The organism is Micromonospora sp. NPDC018662 (assembly GCF_044391475.1).
Classification (GTDB): Bacteria; Actinomycetota; Actinomycetes; order Mycobacteriales; family Micromonosporaceae; genus Micromonospora.
Map to the genome: position 1 here is coordinate 386,690 of NZ_JBISAC010000006.1, position 23,772 is coordinate 410,461.

General features: G+C 73.6%; 25 protein-coding genes. 6 read left to right on the forward strand and 19 right to left on the reverse strand.

Annotated features, from left to right (window positions below):
* Positions 1–47: 47 nt before the first annotated feature.
* Both ACH495_RS19890 and ACH495_RS19895 read right to left on the reverse strand, forming a co-directional pair.
* A complete protein-coding gene (locus ACH495_RS19890; protein ID WP_396859215.1) occupies positions 48–989 on the reverse strand; it encodes an MHYT domain-containing protein in 942 nt (313 codons plus the stop codon).
* A gap of 165 nt (positions 990–1,154) precedes the next feature.
* The gene (locus tag ACH495_RS19895; RefSeq protein ID WP_396859216.1) at positions 1,155–3,947 is read right to left on the reverse strand and encodes a DEAD/DEAH box helicase; all 2,793 of its coding nucleotides are present in this window, start codon (positions 3,945–3,947) and stop codon (positions 1,155–1,157) included.
* An 86-nt stretch (positions 3,948–4,033) separates the two neighbouring features.
* Between ACH495_RS19895 and ACH495_RS19900 the strand changes: the two genes are divergently transcribed.
* Entirely contained in the window at positions 4,034–4,798 is a 765-nt protein-coding gene (locus ACH495_RS19900; RefSeq protein ID WP_396859217.1) for an HAD family hydrolase, read from the forward strand.
* A gap of 72 nt (positions 4,799–4,870) precedes the next feature.
* On the forward strand, positions 4,871–5,788 hold the full coding sequence (locus ACH495_RS19905) for an EamA family transporter (protein ID WP_396859218.1): 918 nt from the start codon (positions 4,871–4,873) through the stop codon (positions 5,786–5,788).
* Here the strand turns inward: ACH495_RS19905 and ACH495_RS19910 are convergent.
* Positions 5,751–6,677, reverse strand: a complete 927-nt coding sequence (locus tag ACH495_RS19910) for a diacylglycerol kinase (protein ID WP_396859219.1) — start codon at positions 6,675–6,677, stop codon at positions 5,751–5,753. The two genes, ACH495_RS19905 and ACH495_RS19910, sit on opposite strands and share 38 nt — an antisense overlap.
* Before the next feature lie 95 nt (positions 6,678–6,772).
* Between ACH495_RS19910 and ACH495_RS19915 the strand changes: the two genes are divergently transcribed.
* Complete coding sequence (locus tag ACH495_RS19915) at positions 6,773–7,519, forward strand: hypothetical protein (protein ID WP_396859220.1); 747 nt, start codon at positions 6,773–6,775, stop codon at positions 7,517–7,519.
* Between the two features lie 57 nt (positions 7,520–7,576).
* On the opposite strand, the gene ACH495_RS19920 is transcribed toward ACH495_RS19915, so the two are convergent.
* Together ACH495_RS19920 and ACH495_RS19925 are read right to left on the reverse strand one after the other, a co-directional pair.
* Positions 7,577–8,227 (reverse strand): fasciclin domain-containing protein, encoded by a 651-nt coding sequence (locus ACH495_RS19920; RefSeq protein ID WP_396859245.1) that lies wholly within the window; start codon positions 8,225–8,227, stop codon positions 7,577–7,579.
* Between the two features lie 103 nt (positions 8,228–8,330).
* Positions 8,331–9,029 carry a hypothetical protein gene (locus tag ACH495_RS19925; protein ID WP_396859221.1) on the reverse strand — a complete coding sequence of 233 codons (699 nt, stop codon included), beginning with the start codon at positions 9,027–9,029 and terminating at the stop codon, positions 8,331–8,333.
* A gap of 151 nt (positions 9,030–9,180) precedes the next feature.
* Between ACH495_RS19925 and ACH495_RS19930 the strand changes: the two genes are divergently transcribed.
* Complete coding sequence (locus tag ACH495_RS19930) at positions 9,181–10,065, forward strand: ABC transporter substrate-binding protein (protein ID WP_396859222.1); 885 nt, start codon at positions 9,181–9,183, stop codon at positions 10,063–10,065.
* 80 nt (positions 10,066–10,145) lie between these two features.
* On the opposite strand, the gene tatC is transcribed toward ACH495_RS19930, so the two are convergent.
* The 5 genes from tatC to ACH495_RS19955 form a co-directional block, all read right to left on the reverse strand.
* Complete coding sequence (tatC, locus tag ACH495_RS19935; protein ID WP_396859223.1) at positions 10,146–11,099, reverse strand: twin-arginine translocase subunit TatC; 954 nt, start codon at positions 11,097–11,099, stop codon at positions 10,146–10,148.
* A 20-nt stretch (positions 11,100–11,119) separates the two neighbouring features.
* Positions 11,120–11,446: a Sec-independent protein translocase subunit TatA gene (gene tatA / locus ACH495_RS19940; RefSeq protein ID WP_396859224.1), complete on the reverse strand. Its 327-nt coding sequence runs from the start codon at positions 11,444–11,446 to the stop codon at positions 11,120–11,122.
* Between the two features lie 185 nt (positions 11,447–11,631).
* The gene (locus ACH495_RS19945) at positions 11,632–11,880 is read right to left on the reverse strand and encodes a hypothetical protein (protein WP_396859225.1); all 249 of its coding nucleotides are present in this window, start codon (positions 11,878–11,880) and stop codon (positions 11,632–11,634) included.
* 9 nt (positions 11,881–11,889) lie between these two features.
* Entirely contained in the window at positions 11,890–12,900 is a 1,011-nt protein-coding gene (locus ACH495_RS19950) for a helix-turn-helix transcriptional regulator (RefSeq protein ID WP_396859226.1), read from the reverse strand.
* The gene (locus ACH495_RS19955; protein ID WP_396859227.1) at positions 12,897–13,895 is read right to left on the reverse strand and encodes a helix-turn-helix transcriptional regulator; all 999 of its coding nucleotides are present in this window, start codon (positions 13,893–13,895) and stop codon (positions 12,897–12,899) included. Before ACH495_RS19955 ends, ACH495_RS19950 begins: the two co-directional genes overlap by 4 nt.
* A gap of 126 nt (positions 13,896–14,021) precedes the next feature.
* Between ACH495_RS19955 and ACH495_RS19960 the strand changes: the two genes are divergently transcribed.
* Together ACH495_RS19960 and ACH495_RS19965 are read left to right on the forward strand one after the other, a co-directional pair.
* The gene (locus ACH495_RS19960) at positions 14,022–15,011 is read left to right on the forward strand and encodes a cation diffusion facilitator family transporter (protein WP_396859228.1); all 990 of its coding nucleotides are present in this window, start codon (positions 14,022–14,024) and stop codon (positions 15,009–15,011) included.
* A 44-nt stretch (positions 15,012–15,055) separates the two neighbouring features.
* Complete coding sequence (locus ACH495_RS19965; RefSeq protein ID WP_396859229.1) at positions 15,056–16,141, forward strand: DUF3866 family protein; 1,086 nt, start codon at positions 15,056–15,058, stop codon at positions 16,139–16,141.
* A 57-nt stretch (positions 16,142–16,198) separates the two neighbouring features.
* Here ACH495_RS19965 and ACH495_RS19970 read toward each other — a convergent pair whose 3' ends face one another.
* From ACH495_RS19970 to ACH495_RS20010, 9 genes are all read right to left on the reverse strand, one after another.
* Positions 16,199–16,747: a carboxymuconolactone decarboxylase family protein gene (locus ACH495_RS19970; protein ID WP_396859246.1), complete on the reverse strand. Its 549-nt coding sequence runs from the start codon at positions 16,745–16,747 to the stop codon at positions 16,199–16,201.
* A gap of 115 nt (positions 16,748–16,862) precedes the next feature.
* Entirely contained in the window at positions 16,863–17,087 is a 225-nt protein-coding gene (locus ACH495_RS19975; protein ID WP_396859230.1) for a hypothetical protein, read from the reverse strand.
* 60 nt (positions 17,088–17,147) lie between these two features.
* Entirely contained in the window at positions 17,148–18,506 is a 1,359-nt protein-coding gene (pafA, locus tag ACH495_RS19980) for a Pup--protein ligase (RefSeq protein ID WP_396859231.1), read from the reverse strand.
* A gap of 146 nt (positions 18,507–18,652) precedes the next feature.
* The gene (gene prcA, locus ACH495_RS19985) at positions 18,653–19,486 is read right to left on the reverse strand and encodes a proteasome subunit alpha (RefSeq protein ID WP_396859232.1); all 834 of its coding nucleotides are present in this window, start codon (positions 19,484–19,486) and stop codon (positions 18,653–18,655) included.
* Positions 19,487–19,549: 63 nt separating this feature from the next.
* Entirely contained in the window at positions 19,550–20,389 is an 840-nt protein-coding gene (gene prcB, locus ACH495_RS19990; protein ID WP_396859233.1) for a proteasome subunit beta, read from the reverse strand.
* Positions 20,308–20,829, reverse strand: a complete 522-nt coding sequence (locus tag ACH495_RS19995; RefSeq protein ID WP_396859234.1) for an endonuclease VII domain-containing protein — start codon at positions 20,827–20,829, stop codon at positions 20,308–20,310. The genes prcB and ACH495_RS19995 overlap by 82 nt, the downstream gene beginning before the upstream one ends.
* Positions 20,830–21,015: 186 nt before the next feature.
* Complete coding sequence (locus tag ACH495_RS20000) at positions 21,016–21,222, reverse strand: ubiquitin-like protein Pup (RefSeq protein ID WP_073836803.1); 207 nt, start codon at positions 21,220–21,222, stop codon at positions 21,016–21,018.
* Between the two features lie 106 nt (positions 21,223–21,328).
* The gene (gene dop / locus ACH495_RS20005) at positions 21,329–22,846 is read right to left on the reverse strand and encodes a depupylase/deamidase Dop (RefSeq protein ID WP_396859235.1); all 1,518 of its coding nucleotides are present in this window, start codon (positions 22,844–22,846) and stop codon (positions 21,329–21,331) included.
* 159 nt (positions 22,847–23,005) lie between these two features.
* Positions 23,006–23,764 carry a hypothetical protein gene (locus tag ACH495_RS20010; RefSeq protein WP_396859236.1) on the reverse strand — a complete coding sequence of 253 codons (759 nt, stop codon included), beginning with the start codon at positions 23,762–23,764 and terminating at the stop codon, positions 23,006–23,008.
* Positions 23,765–23,772: the final 8 nt, after the last annotated feature.

The following is a 23,772-nucleotide window of genomic DNA, read 5'->3' on the forward strand; positions in this document are numbered from 1 at the left end:
GGCGGGATGGCCACTCTTTCCGTGAATGTGTGTGCGAGCGGGGAACGTCAGGGACGCGGGTCGGTGCTCCGGCGGGAGGGGAACTGGGCGCCGGGCTGCGCCAGCGTCGAGCGGGCCCGCAGGCCCACCGGGTCCGGCGCCGGCTGCCCGGGCGTCGCGCGGGTCGCCCGCAGGCCCACCGGGTCGGGTGCCGGCTCGGCCTCGGCCGCCGGAGTCGCGCCGTCAAGCCGGGCCGCCACGTACGCCGCCCCGGCCCGATCGTCGTCGGACGGCGCGGCGAGCAGCGCGTAGACCAGCCCGACCACCCCGAAGACCACCGCGAGCACGATCGGCACCAGCAGGCCGCTGACCTCCGTGCCGCCGGTGGCCGCGCCCCGGCCCTCGTGCAGGTGCACCGACAGCGCGCTCATGCCGGTGAAGTGCATGCCGTTCACGGCGACGCCCATGACCAGCGCGGAACCGATGATGGCGACGCCGCGCCGGACGGTCATCGCCAGCCAGAGCGCGACAGTGGCGGCCACCAGCGCGACCACGACGGAGAGCGTCACCCGCAGCGGGTCGTAGCCGAGCGTGCCGTCCAGGCGCATCGCCGCCATGCCGGTGTAGTGCATGGCGGCCACTCCGGCGCCGGTGAAGAGGCCACCGGCGAGCAATCGGAGCGCGGTGAGCCGACCGGTGCCCACGATGGCCAGGCCGATGCCGACCCCGACCATCGCGATCACCGTGCTGGCGGCGGTCAGCGGCACGTCGTAGCGGATCCGGGTGCCGCTGACGGCGAACCCGAGCATGGCCATGAAGTGCATCGCCCAGATGGCGGTGCCGCCCAACGCCCAGGCCGCGAGCAGGCCCCACCACGCCCGCTGGCCGGCACCGGTGGCGGTGCGGATCCGCCCCGCGCAGACCAGTCCGAGCGCCGAGCCGAGCACGGACAGCGCGTAGCTGAGCGCGGGTGTGATCCACCCGTACTCAAAGTGATTGATCTCGCCCACGGTGATCTTCCCCCGATCCGCTACCGACGCGTAACCAGCGCGTCCCGACAATGATCCGGCAGCGCCTGACCAGGCATGACGGCGGCCCCCGCAGTTTCGGGGGGTGCCGTCACGATGACGGAGCGATGCGTCGATTCTCCGGACCGAGGTGACCGAAAGTGATGGTCAGGCGGAGGCGTGATAGGCCAGGACGCCCCGGTTGACGGCCGAGATCGCCTGCCGGGCGGTGGCCCGCAACTCGGTCGAGGCACCTCCCGAGTCGGCGAGCTGGCCGAGCAGGTCGACCACCTGCCGGGCCCACCGGACGAAGTCACCGGCCGGCATCTCGCCGTCGATCTGGTGCCCACTGGCGAGCACCTTGGCCAGCGCCTCCCCGCGCGCCCAGCGGTAGATCGGCCAGGCGAAGCCGAGATCCGGCTCGCGGGTGACGGTCAGACCCCGGGCCGCCTCGTCCGCCTCGATGTCGCCCCACAGCTTGAGCGTCTCGTCGACCGCGTCGCCGACCGCGCCGCGCGGCAGCGACGCCCGCTCGTCGACGTCCCGCCGGGCCTCGAAGACCACCACCGACACGGCGGCGGCCAGCTCGGCCGGGGACAGCCCGTCCCACACCCGGCGACGCAGGCACTCGGCGACCAGCAGGTCGGCCTCGGTCCAGATCCGGGCCAGCATCCGGCCGGCGTCGGTGACCTCACCGTCGGGGGCCAGGTAGCCGCGCGCGGTCAGCAGCGCGACGATCCGGTCGAACGTCCGGGCCAGGGAGCCCGTCCGCCCGCTCACCCGCTGGCGCAGCTCGTCGGTGTCGCGCTCCAGCCGCCGGCGGCGCTCCGCCCAGCGGGCGTGCTCCTCCCGCTCCGGGCAGGCGTGGCAGGGGTGCCCGCGCAGCTCGACCCGGAGCTGGCTGAGCCGGTGGTCCTCCCCCACCGGCTGGCGGGACCGCCCGCCGCGCCGGCCGCCGTGCCGGTCCAGCCCGGTGCCGCTGACGGCGGCGGCCAGGTCACGCCGCGCCGCCGGGGACCGGTGGTTGAAGTGCTTCGGGACCCGGATGCGGGTGAGCACCTCGGCCGGGGTGGTGAAGTCCCCGGGGCTGACCCGGCCGGCCCAGCGGTCCTGGGTGAGCACCAGCGGGCGCGGCTCGCCGAAGCCGCCGGTGGCCGGGTCGAGCACCACGGCCAGGCCGGCCCGCCGCCCGGACGGCACCCGGATCACGTCACCGACCCGCAGCCGCTCCAGCGACTCGACGGCCGCCGCCTTGCGCTGGGTCTGCCCCTGCCGGGCGATGGCCCGCTCGCGGTCGGCGATCGCCACCCGCAGCGCGAAGTACTCGTCGAAGTCGCCCTGGTGGCAGGCGGCCTCCGCGCCGTACGCGTCGATCGTCTCGGTGTTGCGCTGCACCTGCCGCGCCAGGCCGACCACCGAGCGGTCCGCCTGGAACTGCGCGAACGAGGACTCCAGCAGCTCCCGGGCCGGCTCGGCGCCGACGCTGCCGACCAGGTTGACGGCCATGTTGTAGGACGGCCGGAAGCTGGACCGCAGCGGATAGGTGCGGGTGGAGGCGAGGCCGGCCACGTGCCGGGGGTCGGTCTCCGGCGACCAGACCACCACCGCGTGCCCCTCCACGTCGATCCCCCGCCGGCCGGCCCGGCCGGTGAGCTGGGTGTATTCGCCCGGGGTGAGGTCGACGTGGGCCTCGCCGTTGAACTTGACCAGCCGCTCCAGCACCACGCAGCGGGCCGGCATGTTGATGCCCAGGGCGAGTGTCTCGGTGGCGAAGACGGCCTTGACCAGGCCGCGGACGAACAGCTCCTCGACGACCTCCTTGAACGCGGGGAGCATGCCGGCGTGGTGGGCGGCCAGCCCGCGCTCCAGGCCGTCGAGCCACTCCCAGTAGCCGAGCACGGTCAGGTCCTCGCCGGGGATCGCGGTGATCCGGGACTCCACCACCCGGCGGATCTCGGCGCGCTCGTCCGGGGAGGTCAGCCGCAGCCCGGCGGCGAGGCACTGCTGGACGGCGGCCTGGCAGCCGGCCCGGCTGAAGATGAACAGGATCGCCGGGAGCAGCCCCTCCCGGTCGAGCCGGTCGACGATGTCCGGGCGCATCGGGCCGCGCCACCGGGGGCCGCGCCGCCCGCCGCCGGGGCCGGCGCTACGCCCCTCGCCCAGCTCCAGCCGGCGCACCGTGTCGCGGGTGTAGCGCAGCAGCTCGGGGTGGACGTCGTGCTTACGGGCCGCGTCGGCGTCGTGGAACAGGTCGAACATGCGCTTGCCGACCAACATGTGCTGCCAGAGCGGCACCGGTCGGTGCTCGGAGACCACCACCGCGGTCTCGCCGCGCACGGTGACCAGCCAGTCGGCGAACTCCTCGGCGTTGGAGACGGTGGCCGACAGCGAGACCAGGGTCACCGAGGCGGGCAGGTGGATGATCACCTCTTCCCACACGCCGCCCCGGAACCGGTCGGCCAGGTAGTGGACCTCGTCCATCACCACGTAGGCCAGGCCCTCGAGCGTGGCCGAGCCGGCGTAGAGCATGTTGCGCAGCACCTCGGTGGTCATCACCACCACCGGCGCGTCGCCGTTGATCGCGTTGTCGCCGGTGAGCAGGCCGACCTGCTCGACGCCGTAGCGGTCGACCAGGTCGTGGTATTTCTGGTTGGACAGCGCCTTGATCGGCGTGGTGTAGAAGCACTTGCGCCGCACGGCCGGGCCGTCGCCACCCGCCGGTGCGCCGGGCACGCCACGCAGCGCCAGGTGCACCGCGAACTCGCCCACCACCGTCTTGCCGGCGCCGGTGGGGGCGCAGACCAGCACCCCGCTGCCCCGCTCCAGGGCCTCGCACGCCTCCCGCTGGAAGTCGTCGAGGTCGAACCCGAGATCACGGGAGAATTCGTCCAGGGCCGGGAAGGCGGAGGCCTGCGCGGCCCGGCGGCGCGCCGCGGCGTACCGCTCGGCGGGGCTCGACATGCACCCAAGATTAATCGCTACCACCGACGACCACCGGTCAAGGCCGTCCGGCAGGGCGGTCGGAGCGGGTCGGTAGGGTGCACGACGTGCCGGACCGTATCGAACTGCCCCACGCCTCGCGCGGCGCCGACGACGCCGTCCGCCCGAGCCCGTCCCGCCGGCCCGTGGAGGCGGTGCTCTTCGACTTCCACGGCACCCTCGCCCAGGTGGAGGCGCCGCTGGCCTGGGTACGCGCCGCGGCGGCCGCCTGCGGGGTCGAACTGGACCGGATCCGGGCCACCTCGCTCGCCGACCGCCTGCTCACCGCGGGCCGGGCCGGCGGCCCGCTGCCGGCCCGGGTGCCGCCCCGGCTGGCCGAGCTGTGGGCCGACCGCGACCTCTACCCGCACGCCCACCGGGGGGCCTACACCGGGCTGGCCGAGACCGTCGACACCGGCATCGACGGGTTCGCCGACGCGCTGTACGAGCGAGTGCTGGTCCCCGACGGCTGGCTGCCGTACCCGGACACCGCCCCGGTGCTCGGCGCGTTGCGGGCCGCCGGGGTGAAGGTGGCGGTGGTCAGCAACATCGGCTTCGACCTGCGGCCGCTCTTCGCCGCCTGGGGCCTCGACGCGCTGGTCGACGCGTACGCGCTCTCCTACGAGGTGGGGCGCTGCAAGCCGGACCCGGGCATCTTCCTGCGGGCCTGCGGCATGCTCGGCGTCGACCCGGAGCACACGCTGATGGTGGGCGACACCCCGGCCGACGCCGGCGCGGTGGCGGCCGGCTGCGGCGTGCTGGTGCTGCCGTGCGCCGACCCCGGCCGGCCGAACGGGTTGGGCGCGGTGCTCGACCTGGCCGGCGTCGGGTGACCGGCCGCGCGGCGGGTCGTCCCGGCCGACGCGCTCGACGCGACGGACGGCACCCCGGCTAACGTCAGGGGCATGACCGCTGACCACCCCGTACCGCAGGGACGGCTCGGCGGGGTGGCGCTGGTGCTCGGTGGGGCGCTGTCCGTGCAGTTCGGCTCCGCGCTGGCCGCGTCGTTGTTCCCGCGTACCGGGGTGGCCGGGGCGGTCACCCTGCGGCTCACCCTCGGCGCGCTGCTGATGCTCGCGGTGTGCCGGCCCCGGCTGCGCGGGCACCGGCGCGGCGACTGGGCCGCCGTGGTCGCCTTCGGGCTGGCCCTGGCCGGCATGAACTCGATCTTCTACCAGGCGATCGAACGCATCCCGCTCGGGCCGGCCGTGACGCTGGAGGTGCTCGGCCCGCTGGCGCTCTCCGTGGTCGGGGCGCGCCGCGCGGCGGCCTGGTGCTGGGCCGGGCTGGCGCTGGCCGGCGTCGCCCTGCTCGGGCAGGGCGGCTTCGACCGGCTGGACCCGGTCGGCGCCGCGCTGGCGCTGGCGGCGGGCACGATGTGGGCGGCGTACATTGTCTGCTCGGCCCGGGTCGGCGCGCGCTTCCCCCGGGCCGACGGGCTGGCCCTGGCGCTCGCCGTGGCGGCGCTGGTCACGCTGCCGATCGGGCTGGTCGACGCGGGTGGCCGGCTGACCCACCCGGCGGTGTTGGGGCTCGGCGCCGGGCTGGCGCTGCTGGCCTCCGTGCTGCCCTACAGCCTGGAACTGGCGGCGCTGCGACGGCTGCCCACCGCCACGTTCGCGGTGCTGATGAGCCTCGGGCCGGCGATCGCCGCACTAGCCGGCTGGCTGGTGCTCGGCCAGGCGCTGCACCCGGTCGAGATGCTCGCCGTCGCGCTGGTGGTGGCCGCGAGCGTGGGCGCGGTCCGGGCCGCCGCCCCACCGCCACCGCCGCCGCCGGCCCCGGTCAGCGCAGCAGCCGCAGCGCCGCCGGCACGGCGGTGACCGTCACCGGCAGCGGGAACGCCCGTTCCCCGTCCACGTACGTGGTGATGCCCTCCGCGGCCAACTCCACCGTCCGCGCCCGGTAGGTCCGCACCAGCGGGTGCGTGACGTGGGTGCCCCGGTAGATGCGGGGCTTGACCCGCATCAGCGTGCGCCGGTCGAAGCGGCCGCCCACCACCACGTCCAGCAGTCCGTCGGTCGGGTCGGCGTCCGGGCAGATCCGCATGCCACCGCCGTAGCTGGCCGCGTTGCCGACCGCGACCAGCACCGCGTCCACCTCGTGCGGCACGCCGTCGAGGGTCAGCCGGTAGCGGCGGGGACGCAGCCGGGCCAGCTCGACCAGGATCGCCAGGTCGTACCGGCGGCGGCCGCGCGGCCAACGCATCCGGTTGGCCCGCTCGTTGACGATCGCGTCGAAGCCGGCCGCGAGCACCGCGCCGTACCACCGGTCGTCGTCGCCGGGCCGGGACAGCCGGGCCAGGTCCACCGGGCGGGTGCGGCCGGCGGCCAGCGCGGCGGCGATCACCCCGACCGCGGCGAGCGGGTCGGCCGGGTAGCCGGTGTCGACCGCGAAGTCGTTGCCGGTGCCGGCCGGGACCGGCCCGAACGGCACCGCCGTGCCGGCGACCGCCTGCACCGCGCGGTGCACAGTGCCGTCGCCGCCGACCGCGACCAGCGCCGCGGCGCCGCCGGCCACCGCGGCGTGGCACGCCACCTCCGCCTCCTCCGGGGTACGCGCGCGCAGCAGCTCCACCGGGCGGCCGGCGGCGCCGAGGCGCGCCAGGACCTCCGGCAGCAGGCCCCGGTGCCGTCCCCGGCCGGCGGTCGGGTTGGCGAGCACGGCCACCGGGCCGGGCGGAACATGATCGTGCGCGGTCACGGCGAGCACGGTACGACACCGGGCGCGCCACCCACCAGGGGCGACACCGGCGCCGCGGATCGACGGGGCCACGGCGCGGGCACCCGTACGGCATACTCCGCGCCATGCGTTCCCGCACGCTGATCGCCGTCCTCGCCCCGCTCGCGCTCGCGCCGTTCGTGGTGGCCGCCGCGGTGTGGTGGGCGCACCGGCCGGGCGAGACGCCCTGGCACGACAGTGCGGTCGCCGACGCGACCGAGACCGTCGACCGGGTCGAGGCCCGGTTCGACCGCGACCACCTCTACCGGGCCGAGGAGTTCGTGCACACCGCCGGGCAGGAGCAGGCGGTGGAGGTGCTCCAGGTGCGCGGCGAGACGCACTGGCAGACCGGGGTGACGTTGGTGCTGCGGGTGACCGGGCACGGGGTCGGCGTCAACGACTGGGGCGAGCGGGTCGAGGGCACCGAGCCGGTCTGCTTCCGGCTCAGCCTCGGCCCCGAACGGGACGACCGCGACGACGACGTCGACTGCCCCACCGGCGACCCGCTGCCGGTCCCCCGGGACCCGTCCCTCACCGGCGTCGACGCCCGGCTCCGGGCGGCGCTCACCCGGTCCGACCGCGACGAGGCCGCGGTCCGCGCCGCCGTGGCCGGCCTGGAACTCGACCCGGCGGTGCGGCAGGAGATCGCCGTCGAGGGCGGCACGGTCGGTGTCGCGCTGCGGGCCAGCCAGTACGACTGCCTGCTGGCCCGCGTCGGCCCGAAGGGCGCCGCCGAGACGTGGCGGCCCGCCCACGTCCAGCTCGCCCCCGGCGAGCTGAGCTGTTCCGCCGGGCTGGCGTTGAGCCGCCAGTTCGGTCACGCCGTACGCTGACCGCCGGCACGCCGACGGCGCCCGGCACGGGGCCGGACGCCGTCGGGGGAAAGCGCGTCAGGGCAGGTCGATCGGGCGCAGCACCCGGTCCACCGCGTGGGCGATCTGCTTGTTGCCCTTGTTGATGTCGTAACGGACCACCCGCGCGTCGCGGTCGTTGGTGTCCGCGTCGACCAGGCGTACCTGCTTGCCGTACCAGCAGTGCCGCACGTCGACCTCGACAGTGGCGCCGAGCGCGGTCGACAGCTCCGCGCCGTCGGCCTTCAGCGCCGCCTTCCGGTCGATCGTCGCGCCCGGCACCACGTGGTAGAGCAGCACGTTCTCCACGGTGTCCACACCCAGGCCGGCGACCCCGTCGAACGCGGCCTTCTCGCTCGGCAGCGTCCGCGCGTGGGTGATGTCGCGGACCAGCTCGCGGAACGCGTAGTCGTTCGGCACGAACGCGGTCAGCGCGACCGTGCCGTCGGTGAGCACCTTCACCGGCGAGTTCGGCTTCGCCTCCAGGACGGTCAGGACCGCCTTGGTGAGCACGTCGAAGTCCCGCGCGTTGCGGTCGAAGCCGCTCTTGTCGGCGGTGAGCACCGCGGCCAGCGAACGCGTGCCGGGCTGCTTCGCGCCGGCCTGGGCGGGCGCGGCGGCGACGGCGGTGGCCACCGCCGCGGCCGTGGCACCCACGGCCAGCCGGGCGGCGAGACGAGCGATGTTCATCGGGGAGCCTTTCGTCGAGGCGACCAGGTCCGTGACTGTCGTCACGACCCATGCTTCGCCCGGACCGTCCCCGATGGATGCACCCGCGTCGGAACTCGTCGGATCAGCGCACCACCAGCCGCTTGCTCACCGAGGCCACCCCGTCGCCCTTGACCTTGAGCGTCCAGTTGCCGGCCGCGCCCAACGCCACCACGGTCTCGGCGGTGCCGTTCGGCTCCGCCTTCAGCTCGGCGACCCGCTTGCCGTCCGGGTTGAGCACGTACAGCGTCCGGGCGCCGGCGGTCTTGTTGGTCACCTTCAGCGAGAGCTTCTCGCCGGGCTCGGCGATCAGCCCGTCCACGCCGGTGAGCGTGTCCCCGGTCAGCTCGATGGCGACCGCCCGGTCGTACGCGGTCTCGGCCGCGGCGCTGGCCACGTTGCCGTCGTCGGAGACGGTGATCCGGGTACGCACCCCGTCGCCCTGCCGGCCGGGCTTGCAGGCCACCTCGTAGGAGCCGGTGGCGAGCGTGGCGCGCAGGTCGCCGGTGCGGCCCGCCGGCACGTCGGCCACCTCGGCGACCACCTTGGTGAAGCCGTCGCCCTCCCGGCCGTAGACGTAGACCCCGGTGGCCTGCTGCCCCCGGTTGGTCACGGTGAAGGTCACCGTGCCGGGGGTGAACAGCGTGGTGGTGACCTCGCAACTGGTGTCGGTGGCGGTCACCGGAACCTGCTCGCCCTTCGGCGCGGGCTCGTCGTCGCCGCAGGCGGTGAGCGCGGTGGCGGCACAGAGGACGGTCAGGACGGCGGCGGTACGGCTCTTCATCGAAGCTCTCCGGAGCGGAGGTCAGCGCGCTGACCGGGACGGGGGGTGGGACTCGGCGGAGTCAGCAGAGTCTAAGCGGGCCGGCCGGCCCGGCAAGGCCCGAGGGCGGCTCGGATGTCCACCCGCGCGCCGGCCGGGCATGATGGGCGGCATGCGCCTGGTGTCCCTGCTCCCGTCCGCCACCGAGATCGTCCAAGCGCTGGGCCTCGGCGACGACTTGGTCGGGGTGACGTTCGAGTGCGAGGTGCCACCGTCGTACCGGGCCGGCGTCACGGTGGTGGTGGGTGGCCGCGACACCCGCGGCATGAGCCCCGGCGAGATCGACGCCTACGTGCGGGAGCGGGTCGCGGCCGGCGCGGACCTGTACACGTTGCACGCCGGCGCGCTGGCCGGGCTGGACCCGGACCTGATCCTCACCCAGGACCTGTGCCGGGTCTGCGCGCTGCCGTCCGGCCGGGTGGCCGACGCCGTCGAGCATCTCGGCGCGCGGGCGGAGGTGCTGTCGCTCGACCCGTACACCCTGGACGACGTGCTGGGCACGATCCGCGCGGTGGGCGCGGCGGCCCGGGTGCCGGACCGGGCCGAGGCCCTGGTGGACGGGCTGCGGGCCCGGCTGGCGGCGATTCGCGCGGCGGTGGCCGGCCGGCCCCGGCGGCGGGTCGCCGTGGTCGAGTGGGTGGACCCGCCGTTCGGCGCCGGGCACTGGATCCCGGACCTGGTCGACGTCGCCGGCGGCGAGCCGGTCGCCACCCATCCAGGGGCCCGGTCCACGCCGACGACCTGGGCGGAGCTGCGTGCGGCCGAACCGGAGGTGGTGCTGGTCGCGCCGTGCGGCTTCCGGCTGGACGGCGCCGCCGCGCAGGCGAGCGCGGTGGTCGGGCACTTCCCGGGCGCGGAGGTCTGGGCGGTGGACGCGGACGGTCTGATCGTGCGGGCCGGCCCCCGCCTGGTCGACGGCGCCGAGGCGATCGCCGCGATCCTGCACCCCGACGCGGTCCCGCCGCTGTCCCCCACCGCCGCCCGCCGCGTGGCCTGACCCCTGATCCACCACACCTCCCGGGACGACGAACGCCGCCCCCGGGCAGCGGGGACGGCGTTCGACCGCGGACCGGACGGTCAGGTCATGTCGTCGTAGCGGCGTTCGATCGGCGCCGGGGCGGCAACCGGCTCGGGGGCGGCGACCGGGGCGGCCGCCTCGATCCGGGCACCGGTCGGCACCGGTTCGCTCGACAGGTCCAGCGGCGACACCTCGTCGTCGGCGATGCCCGCGTAGACCTCGCGGCCCCGCCCGCGCCGCTTGTCGTTGAGGAACGCCAACCCCACCGCGCCGAAGTAGAGCGCGGAGAGGCAGAACGCCAGCGCCGTCATGCCGAACGGGTCCGGCGTCGGCGTGACCACCGCGGAGAACGCGAAGAACACGAAGATCGCCACCCGCCACCAGCTCAGCAGCCGCTTCGCGCTGGCCAGGCCGACGAAGTTGAGCATCAGCACGATCAGCGGGAACTCGAACGCCACCCCGAACAGCAGGATCAGGTTGGTGACAAACCCGATGTAGCGGGTGATGTCGAGCGTGGTGGTGACGTCACCGCCGCCGGAGACGTCGAGCAGGAACTCCAGACCCTTGGAGGTGACGAAGAACGCCAGCACCGCACCGGCCGCGAACAGCGGCGCCGCCAGGGCGGTGAAGAAGTAGGCGTAGCGCCGCTCGTGCCGGTGCAGGCCGGGCGCGATGAACGCCCAGAGTTGGTAGAGCCAGACCGGCGCCGCGATGATCAGGCCGACCCAGAGGGAGACCTTCATCTGCAGCAGGAACAGGTCGGCGGGACCGAGCTGCACGAAGTTGCAGTCGCCGTTGATCAACCGCGCCTTGGGCAGGTCGCAGTAGGGCTTCTGCAGCAGGTGCATCACAGGCCCGGACAGCCAGACGCCGAAGCCGAAGCCGAACAGGATCGCCAGTGAGGCCCGGAACAGTCGGTTACGCAGCTCGCGGATGTGCTCGATGAGCGTCATCGAGCCGTCGGCGGCGCGCGCGAACGTGCTCGGCCCGCGCTTCTTCAACCCGAAGGCCACGGTGATGAGGCCCCTTCGGGTCAGTTCTCGCGGACGCGCTGCACCGGGTCGACCGGCGGGGCGACCGGCTGCTGCGGCTGCGGGGCGTACTGCGGCTGCGCGTACTGCTGCTGACCCGGCGCGAACTGCTGCTGCGGCTGCTGCGGCGGGAGGGGCTGGTAGGCGGCCTGCGCGTCGGCCTTCTCGGCCAGGTCACGGTCGTCGTCGTGCAGGCTCTTCGTCTCGGCCTTGATGATCCGCAGCGAACGGCCCAGCGAGCGGGCCGCGTCCGGGAGCCGCTTCGCGCCGAAGAGCAGGATCAGCACGACCACGAGTACGGCGATGTGCCACGGCTTGAGGGCACCCATGGGAAGCTCCAGTCGCTCTGTGTCGGTGGTGAGGTGGGTCGCCGCCCATCGTACGTGCGTCGCAGCGGCTTGCCACCCCCGCCGGGCCTGCTGGTGCCGGCCCGGTCGGTGAAGTCTCGGCCAACCCGAAGTGTCCCGTCAACCACCCGTCACGGCGCATTCGGGTGGGAAACGGCAGGCGTCGATCACTCGCCGCGCTTGGCCTTGATCAACGTGATCCGCTCCTGCGTGACGGTCGCCCGCTCCTGGAGCGCCTCGGCCCGCGCCTGCAACGTCTCCGCGGCCGAGCGTAGCGACTCCGCCTCGGCCGCCCGGCGCTGCAACGCCACCGCCGACCGGCGCAGCCGGGGCAGCCGGGCCACCACCGGGCGGACCGCCAGGGCCAGCACGACCAGCGCGAACAGCACGACCCCGAGCACGATCCACATCACCACGCGGTCAGCCTAACGGGTGACGCCGGTCGCCGCCGCGTCGGCGCTGCCGGTCGGAACCGCGTACGCGTCCAGCGCGGCGACCGCCTGGGCGCGGACCTGATCGGTCAGCTCGGCCGGGGCCACCACGGTCGCCTCCGGGCCCAGCCCGAGCACGAACCGGCGGGCCCAGCCGAGGTCGGTGACCCGCAGCGACACCAGCCACTGCTCGCCGTCGGCCTCGACCCGCTCACACGGATAGTATTCGGTGATCCACCGCTCGCCCCGGCCGATCCGCAGCGTGATCAGCGGCAGGTCGGCCGAGGGCCGGAACACGCCGTCGCGCAGATCGTGCGGGCGGGCCTGCGGCGGCACCACGGCCCGCTCCGGCAGCTCGGTGACCGCGTCGATCCGGTCGGCCCGGAACAGCCGGACCGCCTCGGCACGGCGGCACCACGCCTCCACGTACGCCCGGCCGCCGACCATCAGCATCCGCAACGGGTCGATGGTGCGTTCGGTGGTCTCGTCCCGCGCCGGGGTGTAATAGGTGATCCGCAGCGCCCGGCCCCGCTCGACCGCGGCGCGCAGCTCACGCACCCGGGCGCTGTCGCCGGGCAGCCGCACCTCGACCGGCGCGCCGGCCAGGTCACCGGCCGCGCTCTCGATCTTGGCGAGAGCCCGCTCCACCGCCTCCCGGTTGGCCACCCCCGGCGTCTCGGCCAGCATCCGCAGCGCCACCACCAGGGCCAACGCCTCGTCCGGAGTGAGCCGCAGCGGACGGTCGATGCCGGCGTCGTAGGTGATCGTCACCCGGTCGCCGTCGAACGCCATGTCGATCAGGTCACCGGGCCCGTAGCCGGGCAGCCCGCACACCCAGAGCAGCTCCAGGTCCTCCCGGAGCTGCCGCTCGGTCACGCCCAGGTCGTGCGCCGCCTCGGCGATCTCGATGCCGGGCCGGGCCAGCAGGTAGGGCACCAGGTTGAGCAGCCGGGCCAGCCGGTCGGCCGAGGCGCGACCGGCGCGGGTCGCCGCCGGCCGGGTCACCGGGCACCCCCGGCCGCCGCCAGCTCGTCGTGCCGGGCCGCGACCTCCTTCAACCGCTGGATGACCGCCTCCCGCACCTCCGGTGGCTCCAACACCCGCACGTCCGGGCCGTACCCGACGATCTGGCCGGCCAGGAACTCGGCGTCGGCGTACGGCAGCACCAGCCGGTCGCCGTCCGGCCCGGCGTGGCCCTCCACCGCCCAGCGCCGCAGCCCGGCGGCGCGACCCGGCGTGACCAGCACGGTCGCCCGGCCGGTGCGCTCCACCGGCCCCGACCAGCGGGCCACATGGCTGATCAGGTCCACCCCGGCGGGCGGCTGGTAGGCCCCCGGCTCACCGGTCGCCCGGACCGCGCCGACGACCCGGGAGAGCCGGAAGCAGCGGGTCGCCGCCCGGTCCAGGTCGTGACCGACCACGTACCACCGGCCGCGCCAGCAGACCACGCCCCACGGCTGCACCCGACGGCGGGTCGGCGCGTCCCGGTCCGGCACCCGGTAGTCGAAGCTGACCTCCCGCCGGTCCCGCGCGGCGGCGGTCAACGGCGCGAACGCCGGGTCGACCGTCACCATCGGCTCCAGCCCCAGGGTGGCCTGCGGATCCACGTCGATGCCCGCCGCGCGCAGCTTGGCCAGCCCGGACGACGCGGCGGCGGCCAGACCGGCGTGCTGCCACAGCCGGGCCGCGATGCCCACCGCGGCGGCCTCGTCCGGTTCGAGCGGGATGTCGGGCAGCGCGTACTCCCGGTGGGCGATCCGGTAGCCCGGCTCGGCGTCGAAGACGCTGGCCGTGCCGGTCTCCAGCGGCACGCCCAGCTCCCGCAGCTCGGCCTTGTCCCGCTCGAACTTGCGCTGGAACGCCTCATGGTCCTTGGCGTCGTCCGGGTCGTGCTCGTAGCCGGGCACGGTCGCGGCGATCTGGGCGGCGGTCAGGAAACGCCGCGTCGACAACAGGCAGATCACCAGGTTGACCAGGCGTTCGGTACGGGTCCGGGACACGTACCGAACGCTAGCAGCCCGCACGTCCGACGCGGGCACCCGCGCGGGCGCGGCGCGCGGTCACCACCCGAGCGGCCCCGTCCGCCTCACCGCGCGGCCCGCCGGGACCGGCCATAGGGTGAGCCCATGGCGGAACCGGAAGTCAAGACCGAGAGCGTCGGCACCGTCGTGGTGGCCGGCGCGGCGAACCTCGCCATCGCGATCGCCAAGCTGGTCGCCGGCCTGCTCTCCGGCTCCGCGGCGATGCTCTCCGAGGCCGCCCACTCGGTCGCCGACACCACCACCGAGGTGCTGCTCTACCTGGCGTTGCGCCGCGGCGCGCGGCCCGCCGACCCCCGGCACCCGTTCGGGTACGGCAAGGAGAGCTACGTCTGGGCGTTCCTCGCCGCGCTGTTCACGTTCGTGGCCGGCGCCGGTTTCGCCATCACCCACGGCGTCACCACGATCCTCGTGCACGACCACACCGGCGACTACCTGGTCGCGTACGTCGTGCTGGCGATCTCGTTCGCCATCGAGTCGGTGTCGCTGGCCCGGGCCGTGCGGCAGGTCCGCGGCGAGTCCCGGCGCTGGCGCACCACCCCCCGCCGCTACCTGCGGCTCACCGCCGACACCACGGTCAAGGCGGTCTTCCTGGAGGACAGCGCCGCGCTGATCGGCCTGCTGATCGCCGCCGCCGGGCTCACTCTGTCCCACCTCACCGGCGACGAGCTCTACGACGGCATCGCCTCCATCCTGATCGGCGTGCTGCTGCTCGTGGTCGCCGCGATCCTGGCGCACAGCAACATCTCGCTGCTGGTCGGCCGCGCCGTGTCCGAGCGCACGCACCGGCAGATCGAGCAGGAACTGGCCGCGCTGCCGACGGTGGACCGGATCGACACGCTGATGACCATGTTCCTCGGCCCGGAGGACATCCTGGTCGCCGCCAAGGTCGACTTCCGGGACGACGCCACCGGCGCGGAGATCGAGGCCGCCGCCGACGAGGCCGAACGCCGGCTCACCGGGCGGTTCCCGGAGATCGCGTACGTCTTCCTCGACCCGACCCGGTCCCGTGCCACCGGCCGGCGCGCCCGCACCACCCAGGACGAACCCGGTCGACCGGTCGACCAGGAGGCCTGACCCGGCCGACGCCCGCCCGCCCGCCGGCCGATAGGTTTCCGGTCATGGTGCGATGGCGGTCCGGCACGGTCACGACGGTACGGCGACGGTGGGCCGGCGCCGTCGAACTCGACGTCGACCTGCCCGACGGCGCCCGGATGCGCGCCCTGGCCTACCCCGCGCTCGTCGGCGACCCCGAGCCCGGCGACCGCGTGCTGCTCAACGCCGGCGCCCTGCTGATGGGCCTCGGCACCGGCGGGTACGCCCTGGTCGTCGCACTGCCCGACCGGCTGCCCGCCGACCCGCCGCAGGCCGGCGACAGCCGCGACGCCGGGCACCTGGTGAAGGCCCGCTACACGCCGCTGCAACCGATCCTGCTCGGCGTGGACGAGGAAGCCTCGCCGCACCACGCCCGGCTGGCCGCCGCCGAGTCGGTCGACGGCATGCCGGTGGTCACCGCCGACCTGCACTCCGCGCTGCCGGCGATCCTGGCCGGCGTGCGCGCCGACGCCCCGCACGCCCGGGTCGCGTACCTGCTCACCGACGGCGGCGCACTGCCCGCCTGGTTCTCCCGCACGCTGGCCGGGCTCGCCGACCACCTCGCCGGCACGGTCAGCGTGGGCCAGGCGTTCGGCGGCGACCTGGAGGCCAGCACGCTGCACAGCGGCCTGCTCGCCGCCCGGCACGTGCTCCACGCCGACCTGGCGATCGTCGCCCAGGGGCCGGGCAACCTCGGCACCGGCACCCGCTGGGGCTTCTCCGGCGTGGCCGTCGGCGAGGCGGTCAACGCGGTCGCCACGCTGGGCGGCCGCCCGGTCGGCTCGCTGCGGATCTCCGACGCCGACCCGCGCCCCCGGCACCGCGGCGTCTCCCACCACAGCCTCACCGCGTACGGCCGGGTGGCGCTGGCCCCCGCGGAGCTGGTCGTGCCGGACGGCCTCGACCCGGAACTGGCGGCGGCCGTGACGGCGGCGCTGGCACCACTCGCGGACCGGCACCGCGTCGTCACCGTGCCCACCGACGGCCTCGACGCGGCGCTGCGCGCCAGCCCGGTGGGGCTGTCGACGATGGGCCGTGGCCTCGACGCCGACCACGCCTACTTCCTGGCCGCGGCCGCCGCCGGCCGCTACGCCGCCGGCCTGCTCCGCTGAGCGGCCTGCTCCGCTCAACGGTCAGCGGGCGACGGAGCCGCTCGCGACGTCGTGCGCTCAGCGGGCGCCGTAGCCGTCGGTGACGATGCGCTCCGCCGCCCGGGTGTAGCCCGCCGGGTCGGCGGGCACGACCGTGCCCAGGCCGTCCACGTAGCGGTTGAACATGCAGAACGCGGCCGCGATCAGCACCGTGTCGTGGATCTCCAGGTCGGTGGCGCCCTCGGCGCGGGCCGCCTCGACCAGCGCGGTGGTGACCTCCCGGCCACTGCGCTGCACCGCCCCGGCGATCCGCAGCAGCGCCCGCAGCTTCGCCTCGACCGGTGCCGCGTCCAGGTCCCGGCGGACCTGCTCCACCAGCGCCATCCCGGCCGGCAACTGCGCGGCGGCGAACGCCGAGTGCGACGCGCAGCAGAACGTGCAGGCGTTCAACCCCGACACGTACGCGGCGATCAGTTCCCGCTCCCCCGGCGTCAGCGTGGGATGGGGAGCGTGCAGCAGCGTGTCGGCGAGGTCGAGCAGCGGCCCGGCGGTCTCCGGCCGGTAGCGGGCCAGCCCGTTGATGCCGGGGTGGGCCTGCTCGTCCAGGCCGAGGTCGATGTGTGCGATGACGTCACCCTCCCGTGCCCGCGCCCACGGTGCCCCATGGGTCGATCTCGGTCGATGTGACAACTCTCCCGGCGACCGGGCGACGGCGCAACCCCCCGTGCGCGGACGCCGACGGTCAGCCAACCAGGAAGATCAACGCCAGCCAGGCGCCCACGATCAGCACCAGCGCGGCCGCCAGCACCCAGGTCGGCACCGCATGATCACCACGACGGTTACGCGCGATCTCGGCGCGGATCTTCTCCCGCCGCCGGTCGATCCAGTTGAGCTTCTCGGCGCCGCCGTCCCGCTCGCGGCCGGAGGTCTGGCCGCGCTCGCGGCCCTGCGGTTCGGAAGTGTCCATGGCGACGCCAGCCTACCGGGGCCGCGGCGGCCGGCACGCAGGCACCGGCCGCCGCCGGCCTCACATGCTGGCGATCAGCCGCTCCACCCGCTCGTCGTACGCCCGGAACGGGTCCTTGCACAACACCGTGCGCTGCGCCTGGTCGTTCAGCTTCAGGTGCACCCAGTCGACGGTGAAGTCACGCCGCTTCTCCTGCGCGTGCCGGATGAACTCGCCACGCAACCGCGCCCGGGTGGTCTGCGGCGGCGTCTCCTTCGCCTCGAAGATCTCCGGGTCGGTGGCCACCCGGTCCACCTCGCCCCGCCGCTCCAGCAATCCGTACAGGCCCCGGCCGCGCCGCAGGTCGTGATAGGCCAGATCCATCTGCGCCACCCGCGGATGCGACAGCGGCAGGTCGTGCTTGCGCTGGTAACGCTCGATCAGCTTGAGCTTGCTCACCCAGTCGATCTCGCGCGCCACCGGATCCAGGTCGCCGGTCTCCACCGCGCCCAGCACCCGCGCCCACAGGTCCACCACCCGCTTGGCGGTCTGGTCGCCGCCCCGGCGCTCCACGAACTCCGTCGCCTTCGCCAGATATTCCTGCTGGATCTCCAGGGCCGAGACCTCCTTGCCGGAGGCCAGCCGAACCTTGCGCCGGCCGGTGATGTCGTGCGACACCTCCCGGATGGCCCGGATCGGGTTCTCCAGCGTCAGGTCCCGCATCACCACACCGGCCTCGATCATCCGCAGCACGATGTCGGCCGTGCCGACCTTCAACAGCGTGGTGACCTCGTTCATGTTGGAGTCGCCGACGATCACGTGCAGCCGGCGGTAGCGCTCCGCGTCCGCGTGCGGCTCGTCGCGGGTGTTGATGATCGGCCGGCTCCGGGTGGTCGCCGAGGAGACGCCCTCCCAGATGTGCTCCGCCCGCTGCGACAGGCAGTAGACCGCGCCGCGCGGCGTCTGCAACACCTTGCCCGCGCCGCAGATCAACTGCCGGGTGACCAGGAACGGGATCAGCACGTCGGCCAGCCGGCCGAACTCCCCGTGCCGGGACACCAGGTAGTTCTCGTGGCAGCCGTACGAGTTGCCGGCCGAATCCGTGTTGTTCTTGAACAGATAGATCTCGCCCGCGATGCCCTCGTCGTGCAGTCGCTTCTCCGCATCGACGAGCAGCCCCTCCAGGATCCGCTCACCGGCCCGGTCGTGGGCCACCAGATCGGTCACCGAGTCGCACTCCGGCGTCGCGTACTCCGGATGCGAGCCCACATCCAGATAGAGGCGCGCCCCGTTGCGCAGGAAAACGTTGCTCGACCGGCCCCACGACACCACCCGCCGGAACAGGTACCGCGCGACCTCGTCGGGGGAAAGCCGGCGCTGCCCGCGATAGGTGCAGGTGACGCCGTACTCGGTCTCGAGGCCGAAGATTCGCCGCTCCATGATGAGACATTAGCCGCCCGGAGCCCCCGATGGGCAGCGCCCGCGTTCATCGTCGTACACCGAAGCCGCCCGATCGGCGAGACGGCGGCACCAGACACCGGCGGGCCCCGCCACTTCACGGAAGTGGCGGGGCCCGAAAACAGGTGTCACTCGCCGGGGGCGTCCTCCCGGTGGCCCTCCAGGTCGGCCGAGCCCGCCGACGTGGTCGGCTTCTTCGCCTCCTCGGTCGGCACCGTCGGGGTCTTCGCCGTGCCCGGCGCCGGCGCCACGTCCCCCTCCGCCTCGCCGTTCAGCAAGGCGGTCAGCGCCGCGCCGGTGATCCGCCGGAACGTACGACCCACCCGGCGCCGGTCCAGGACCGCCACCTCCAACTGGTTCGCCGCGATCGTCCGGGCCGCCCCACCCTCGCCGCCGACGCTGCTCAACGCCTTCATCGCGGCGCGCACGGCCTCCGACAGCGACATCTCCGGCCGGTGCTCGTTCTTCAGCACGCCGGCGATCGCCTCCGACTGGCCGCCCATCGCCATCCGGCCCGGCTCGTCGTTGACCGAGCCGTCGTAGGTCACCCGGTAGAGCGAGTCGTCGTCCGGCGAGGCAGCCACCTCGGCCACGCAGATCTCCACCTCGAACGGCTTCGACTGCTCGGTGAAGATGGCACCCAGCGTCTGCGCGTACGCGTTCGCCAGCGCCAGCCCGGTCACGTCCCGCCGGTCGTAGCTCAGGCCGTTGAGATCGGCCATCCGCACCCCGGCGCGGCGCAGGTTCTCGAACTCGTTGTACCGGCCGACCGCAGCGAAGCCGATCCGGTCGTAGATCTCGCTGACCTTGTGCAGCGTGCTGGACAGATTCTCGGCGACGAAGAGCACCCCGCCGGCGTAGCTCAGGACCACCGCGCTACGGCCCCGGGCGATGCCCTTGCGGGCCAGCTCGGAGCGGTCGCGCATGATCTGCTCGGGCGAGGCGTAGAACTGCATGGCCACGGCGGCGGTTCTCCTTCGTACCTGTGGTGCGGGACTGCTGACTCGGTGGACGTGCGAGCGGGGTCAGCCGCCGGGGTTCTCCATCCGGCCGGACACCACGCCCTCCGCGATCGCCGCCGTCTCGGCGTCGGTGAGCCGGTAGGTGCCCTCGGCCGTCGCGGTCATCACCACCGGGTAGATCCGCCGGGTCAGGTCGGGGCCGCCGGTGGCGGTGTCGTCGTCCGCGGCGTCGTAAAGCGCCTCGACGGCCAACCGCGTCGCGTCGTCGACGGACAGGCCGGCCCGGAAACGCTTCTTCAGCGCGGACTTGGCGAACAACGAGCCGGAGCCGATCGCGTCGTAGCCGGTCTCCTCGTAGGGACCGCCGGTCACGTCGAAGCTGAAGATCCGGCCGGCCCGCGCCGGGTCGCTCGCGGCCAGGTCGAAGCCGGCGAACAGCGGGACCACGGCCAGGCCCTGCATGGCGGCGCCCAGGTTGCCCCGGATCATCGAGGCCAGCCGGTTGGCCTTGCCGTCGAGCGAGAGCATCGCGCCCTCGATCTTCTCGTAGTGCTCCAGCTCCACCTGGAACAGTCGCATCAGCTCGATGCCGATGCCCGCGGTGCCCGCGATGCCGACCAGCGAGTACGCGTCGGCCGGGTGCACCTTCTCGATGTCGCGCTGGGCGATCAGGTTGCCCATCGTGGCCCGGCGGTCGCCGGCCATGACCACGCCGTTCGCGGCCGCGATGGCCACGATCGTGGTGGCGTGCGGCGCCATGTCGGCGGCCATGCCGGGCGGCAGCGGCCGACGGCCCGGCAGCATCTCGGGGGCCACCTTGCTCAGGAACGTGGTGAAGGAGGACGTCCCCGCGTTGGTGAACACATCTGGAAGACGCCCGGATGGATCAAAACCCGCTGCCACGTGGTTCCTCTCAGGTATGTGATCGCCCCGGCCAGGTTGTCGAGGTTGTCCTTGAACTGGCCGAGACCGCCATTGCAGTTGAAGCAGAGTATCCCGCGCACCCATCCGGTGCGATGATCGTGGTCCAGATGTTCCGGATCGGGGCGCCGACAGATCGCGCACACGCCGCCCTGCTCGGCCAGGAGCTCCTGGAACTCCTTCTCCCCGACCCCGTAGCGACGGCGCAGGTGGTACTCGCGGTTGCCGCCGTAGAGCCGCTGCTTGGTCTCCACGGTCCGCCTGTTGTGGCAAGGCTTGCAGTAGGTGGCGTAACCGGTGCTATCGGAGCGGTTCCGCGGAAAGTCAGCCAGCGGCTTGGCGTTTCCGCAGTCGGCACAGAAGCGATGCCCGTCCGGAACGTCCCGCTTGGGCTTCACCTCTCGGCCGAAATTGGCCTTCACACGCTTTGCGTAACTGGCCTTGGAGCGCGTGTTGAAGCACGGCTTGCAGTAGCTGCCGCGACCACTGGGACGCTTGCTGCTCGCGCAGAAGTCGTCGAGAGGCTTCCACTCCCCGCAGTCGCGGCAACGGCGTCGACCTTCCCGATCATCCGAAGGGAGAGGCATGTCCGTTTCGCCCCGGTATATTCACTGACCTCCTTTTTGTACGTATCCTCTCACGAACTCTTCTGCATTTTCCTCCAGGACGGAGTCGATCTCGTCGAGCAGGTCGTCGACGTCCTCGGTGATCTCGGCGTGCCGCTCGGCCACCTCGGGGTTGGCCTGCGCGGTGACCTCCTCGACCTCCTCGTGGGACTTGCCGGACTGGGTCTGCCCACCCTCTTGCGTCGCCATGGTGGTGCCTCCTCCACGATCGCCTGCGATCAACTTACCTCGCGCGGGCGACGAAAAGCCCGCCGCGCGCCGGGTTCGGCACGCGACGGGCCTTCCGGCATCCGCGTCAGCCGCCGGTGAGCATCTCCAGCAGGTCCTTGGCGCTCGCGCACCGGTCGAAGAGCTGGCCGACGTGCGCGCGGGTGCCCCGCTCGGGCTCCATCATCGGCACCCGGACCAGCGACTCGCGGCCCACGTCGAAGATGACCGAGTCCCAGCTCGCGGCCACCACCTCGGAGGCGTACTGGGCCAGGCAGCGACCGCGGAAGTAGGCCCGGGTGTCCTCCGGGGGCTCGGTCATCGCGGTGCGCGTCTGCTCGTCGGTGAGCAGCGTCTTCATCGAACCGCGCTGGACCAGCCGGTGGTAGAGCCCCTTCTCCGGTCGCACGTCGGAGTACTGCAGGTCGACCAGTTGCAGCTTGTGCGAACCCCAGCCGAGGTTCTCCCGCTCCCGGTAGCCCTCCAGCACCCGCAGCTTGGCCACCCAGTCCAGCTCGTCGGCGCACTCGAAGGCGTCCCGGCCGAGCCGGTCCAGCACGCTCTCCCAGCGGTCCAGGACGTCGGTGGTCTGCGCGTCCACGTCCTGGCCGTGCCGGTCGTCCACGAAGGAACGGACCCGCTCGTAGTAGGCCCACTGCACGTCCAGCGCGGTGAGCCGGCGACCGTCGCGCATCCGCATGAGGTGCTTCAGCGACGGGTCGTGGCTGACCGCGCGCAGCTCACCGACCGGGTCGGCGATGCCCAGGTCGGCACCGAGCGCCTTCTCCTCGATCATGGCGAGGATCAGCGACGTGGTGCCGACCTTGAGGAACGTGGAGATCTCGGAGAGGTTGGCGTCGCCGATGATGACGTGCAGGCGACGGTACTTGTCGGCGTCCGCGTGCGGCTCGTCGCGGGTGTTGATGATGGGCCGCTTGAGCGTGGTCTCCAGCCCGACCTCGACCTCGAAGAAGTCGGCGCGCTGGGAGATCTGGAAGCCGCTCTGGCCGCCGTCCTGGCCGATGCCGACGCGGCCGGCGCCGCAGACGATCTGGCGGGTGACGAAGAACGGCGTCAGGTACGCCACGATGTCGGCGAACGGCGTCTGCCGGCGCATCAGGTAGTTCTCGTGGGCGCCGTAGCTGGCGCCCTTGTTGTCGGTGTTGTTCTTGTAGAGGTGGATCGGGTGGGTGCCCGGGATGGTGGCGGCCCGCCGGGCCGCCTCGGCCATCACCCGCTCACCCGCCTTGTCCCAACGGACCACGTCGAGCGGGGTGGTCACCTCGGGGGTGGAGTATTCGGGGTGGGCGTGGTCGACGTAGAGCCGGGCACCGTTGGTGAGTATCACGTTGGCGAGCCCGAGATCCTCGTCGGCGAGCGCCTCGGCCGGGTCGTACGCCGCCCCGGAGTAGGTGAAGCCGCGGGCGTCGCGCAGCGGCGACTCCTCCTCGTAGTCCCAGCGGGCCCGTCCGCCCCGGTTGAGTTCCGGTCGCGCCCCGTAGGCGTTGACCACCTGCGAGGAGGTGACCATCGGGTTGGCTCCGGCCTGGCCGGGCACGGAGATGCCGTACTCGACCTCGGTGCCCATGATCCGTCTGACGCTCATCGACCTGCCCGCTCCGCTCGCCGTCCCGGTCCCCGTCATGTCGAGCGTAGTCGGCGCATCGACGCCAGGTGGCGCGCCGGGCTTCCGGCGGGCGCGGCGGTGTGGCGGGCGGGGCGGCCGGAGCAGGGGTTCTCCGTCCGGCCACCCCGTCGCGACCGGTCAGAAGAAGCGGTACATCTCGGCCGACGCCGGCTCGGTCTCGGACGCCTTCGGCGTGGTGATGGTGACCGGCTCGCCGAAGCCGTGCATGGTCAACTCGTTCTCGATCTTCCCGGCCGCGGTGTCGAACGTGTAGGTGAGCCTGGTGAGCCGGCCCTCGGTGTCCAGGGTGGCCTGGAACGGCACCGACTTGTCCTTGAGCACCTTGAACGCGTTGCGCAGGGTCGCCCGCTCCGCCTCGCTGGAGGCCGCCGCGATGGCCTTGTCGGCGTCGGCCGCGCCGGTGTAGCGGCCGTCGCCGGCCGCCTCGGCGGTGACCACCCCGCCGAGGATGCCGGCCTGCGCCCGGATGTCGAGGCCCTGGGCCAGCGGGCCGTCGGCGCGGAGCCGCTTCCGGTCCAGTTTCACCCAGGGCTTGCCGTCCGACTCGTCCTGCTTGACGTAGACGGCGTCGGCGGTGACGACCATGCTGACCGGGTCGGGTGTCTTCATGTCGAGCGTCATCGCGCCGGAGGCGGGCTCGACGGCCGACTGCATGGTGACGGTCTGGTTGCCGGCCTTGATGACGACGTTCATCCTGGCCGACTTCTCCAGGCTGCGGCCGAACCCCTGCTTGACCGCGGCGACCGGGTCGGCGGCGGACGTGGCGGCGGAGGCCGGGCCGGCCGGCGCGGCGGCGGTGTCGGTGGTGGCGGTGCCGCACGCGGTGAGCAGCGCCGCGAGGCAGACGGTCAGGACCGGGGCGAGTGATCTACGCACGGGCGCAG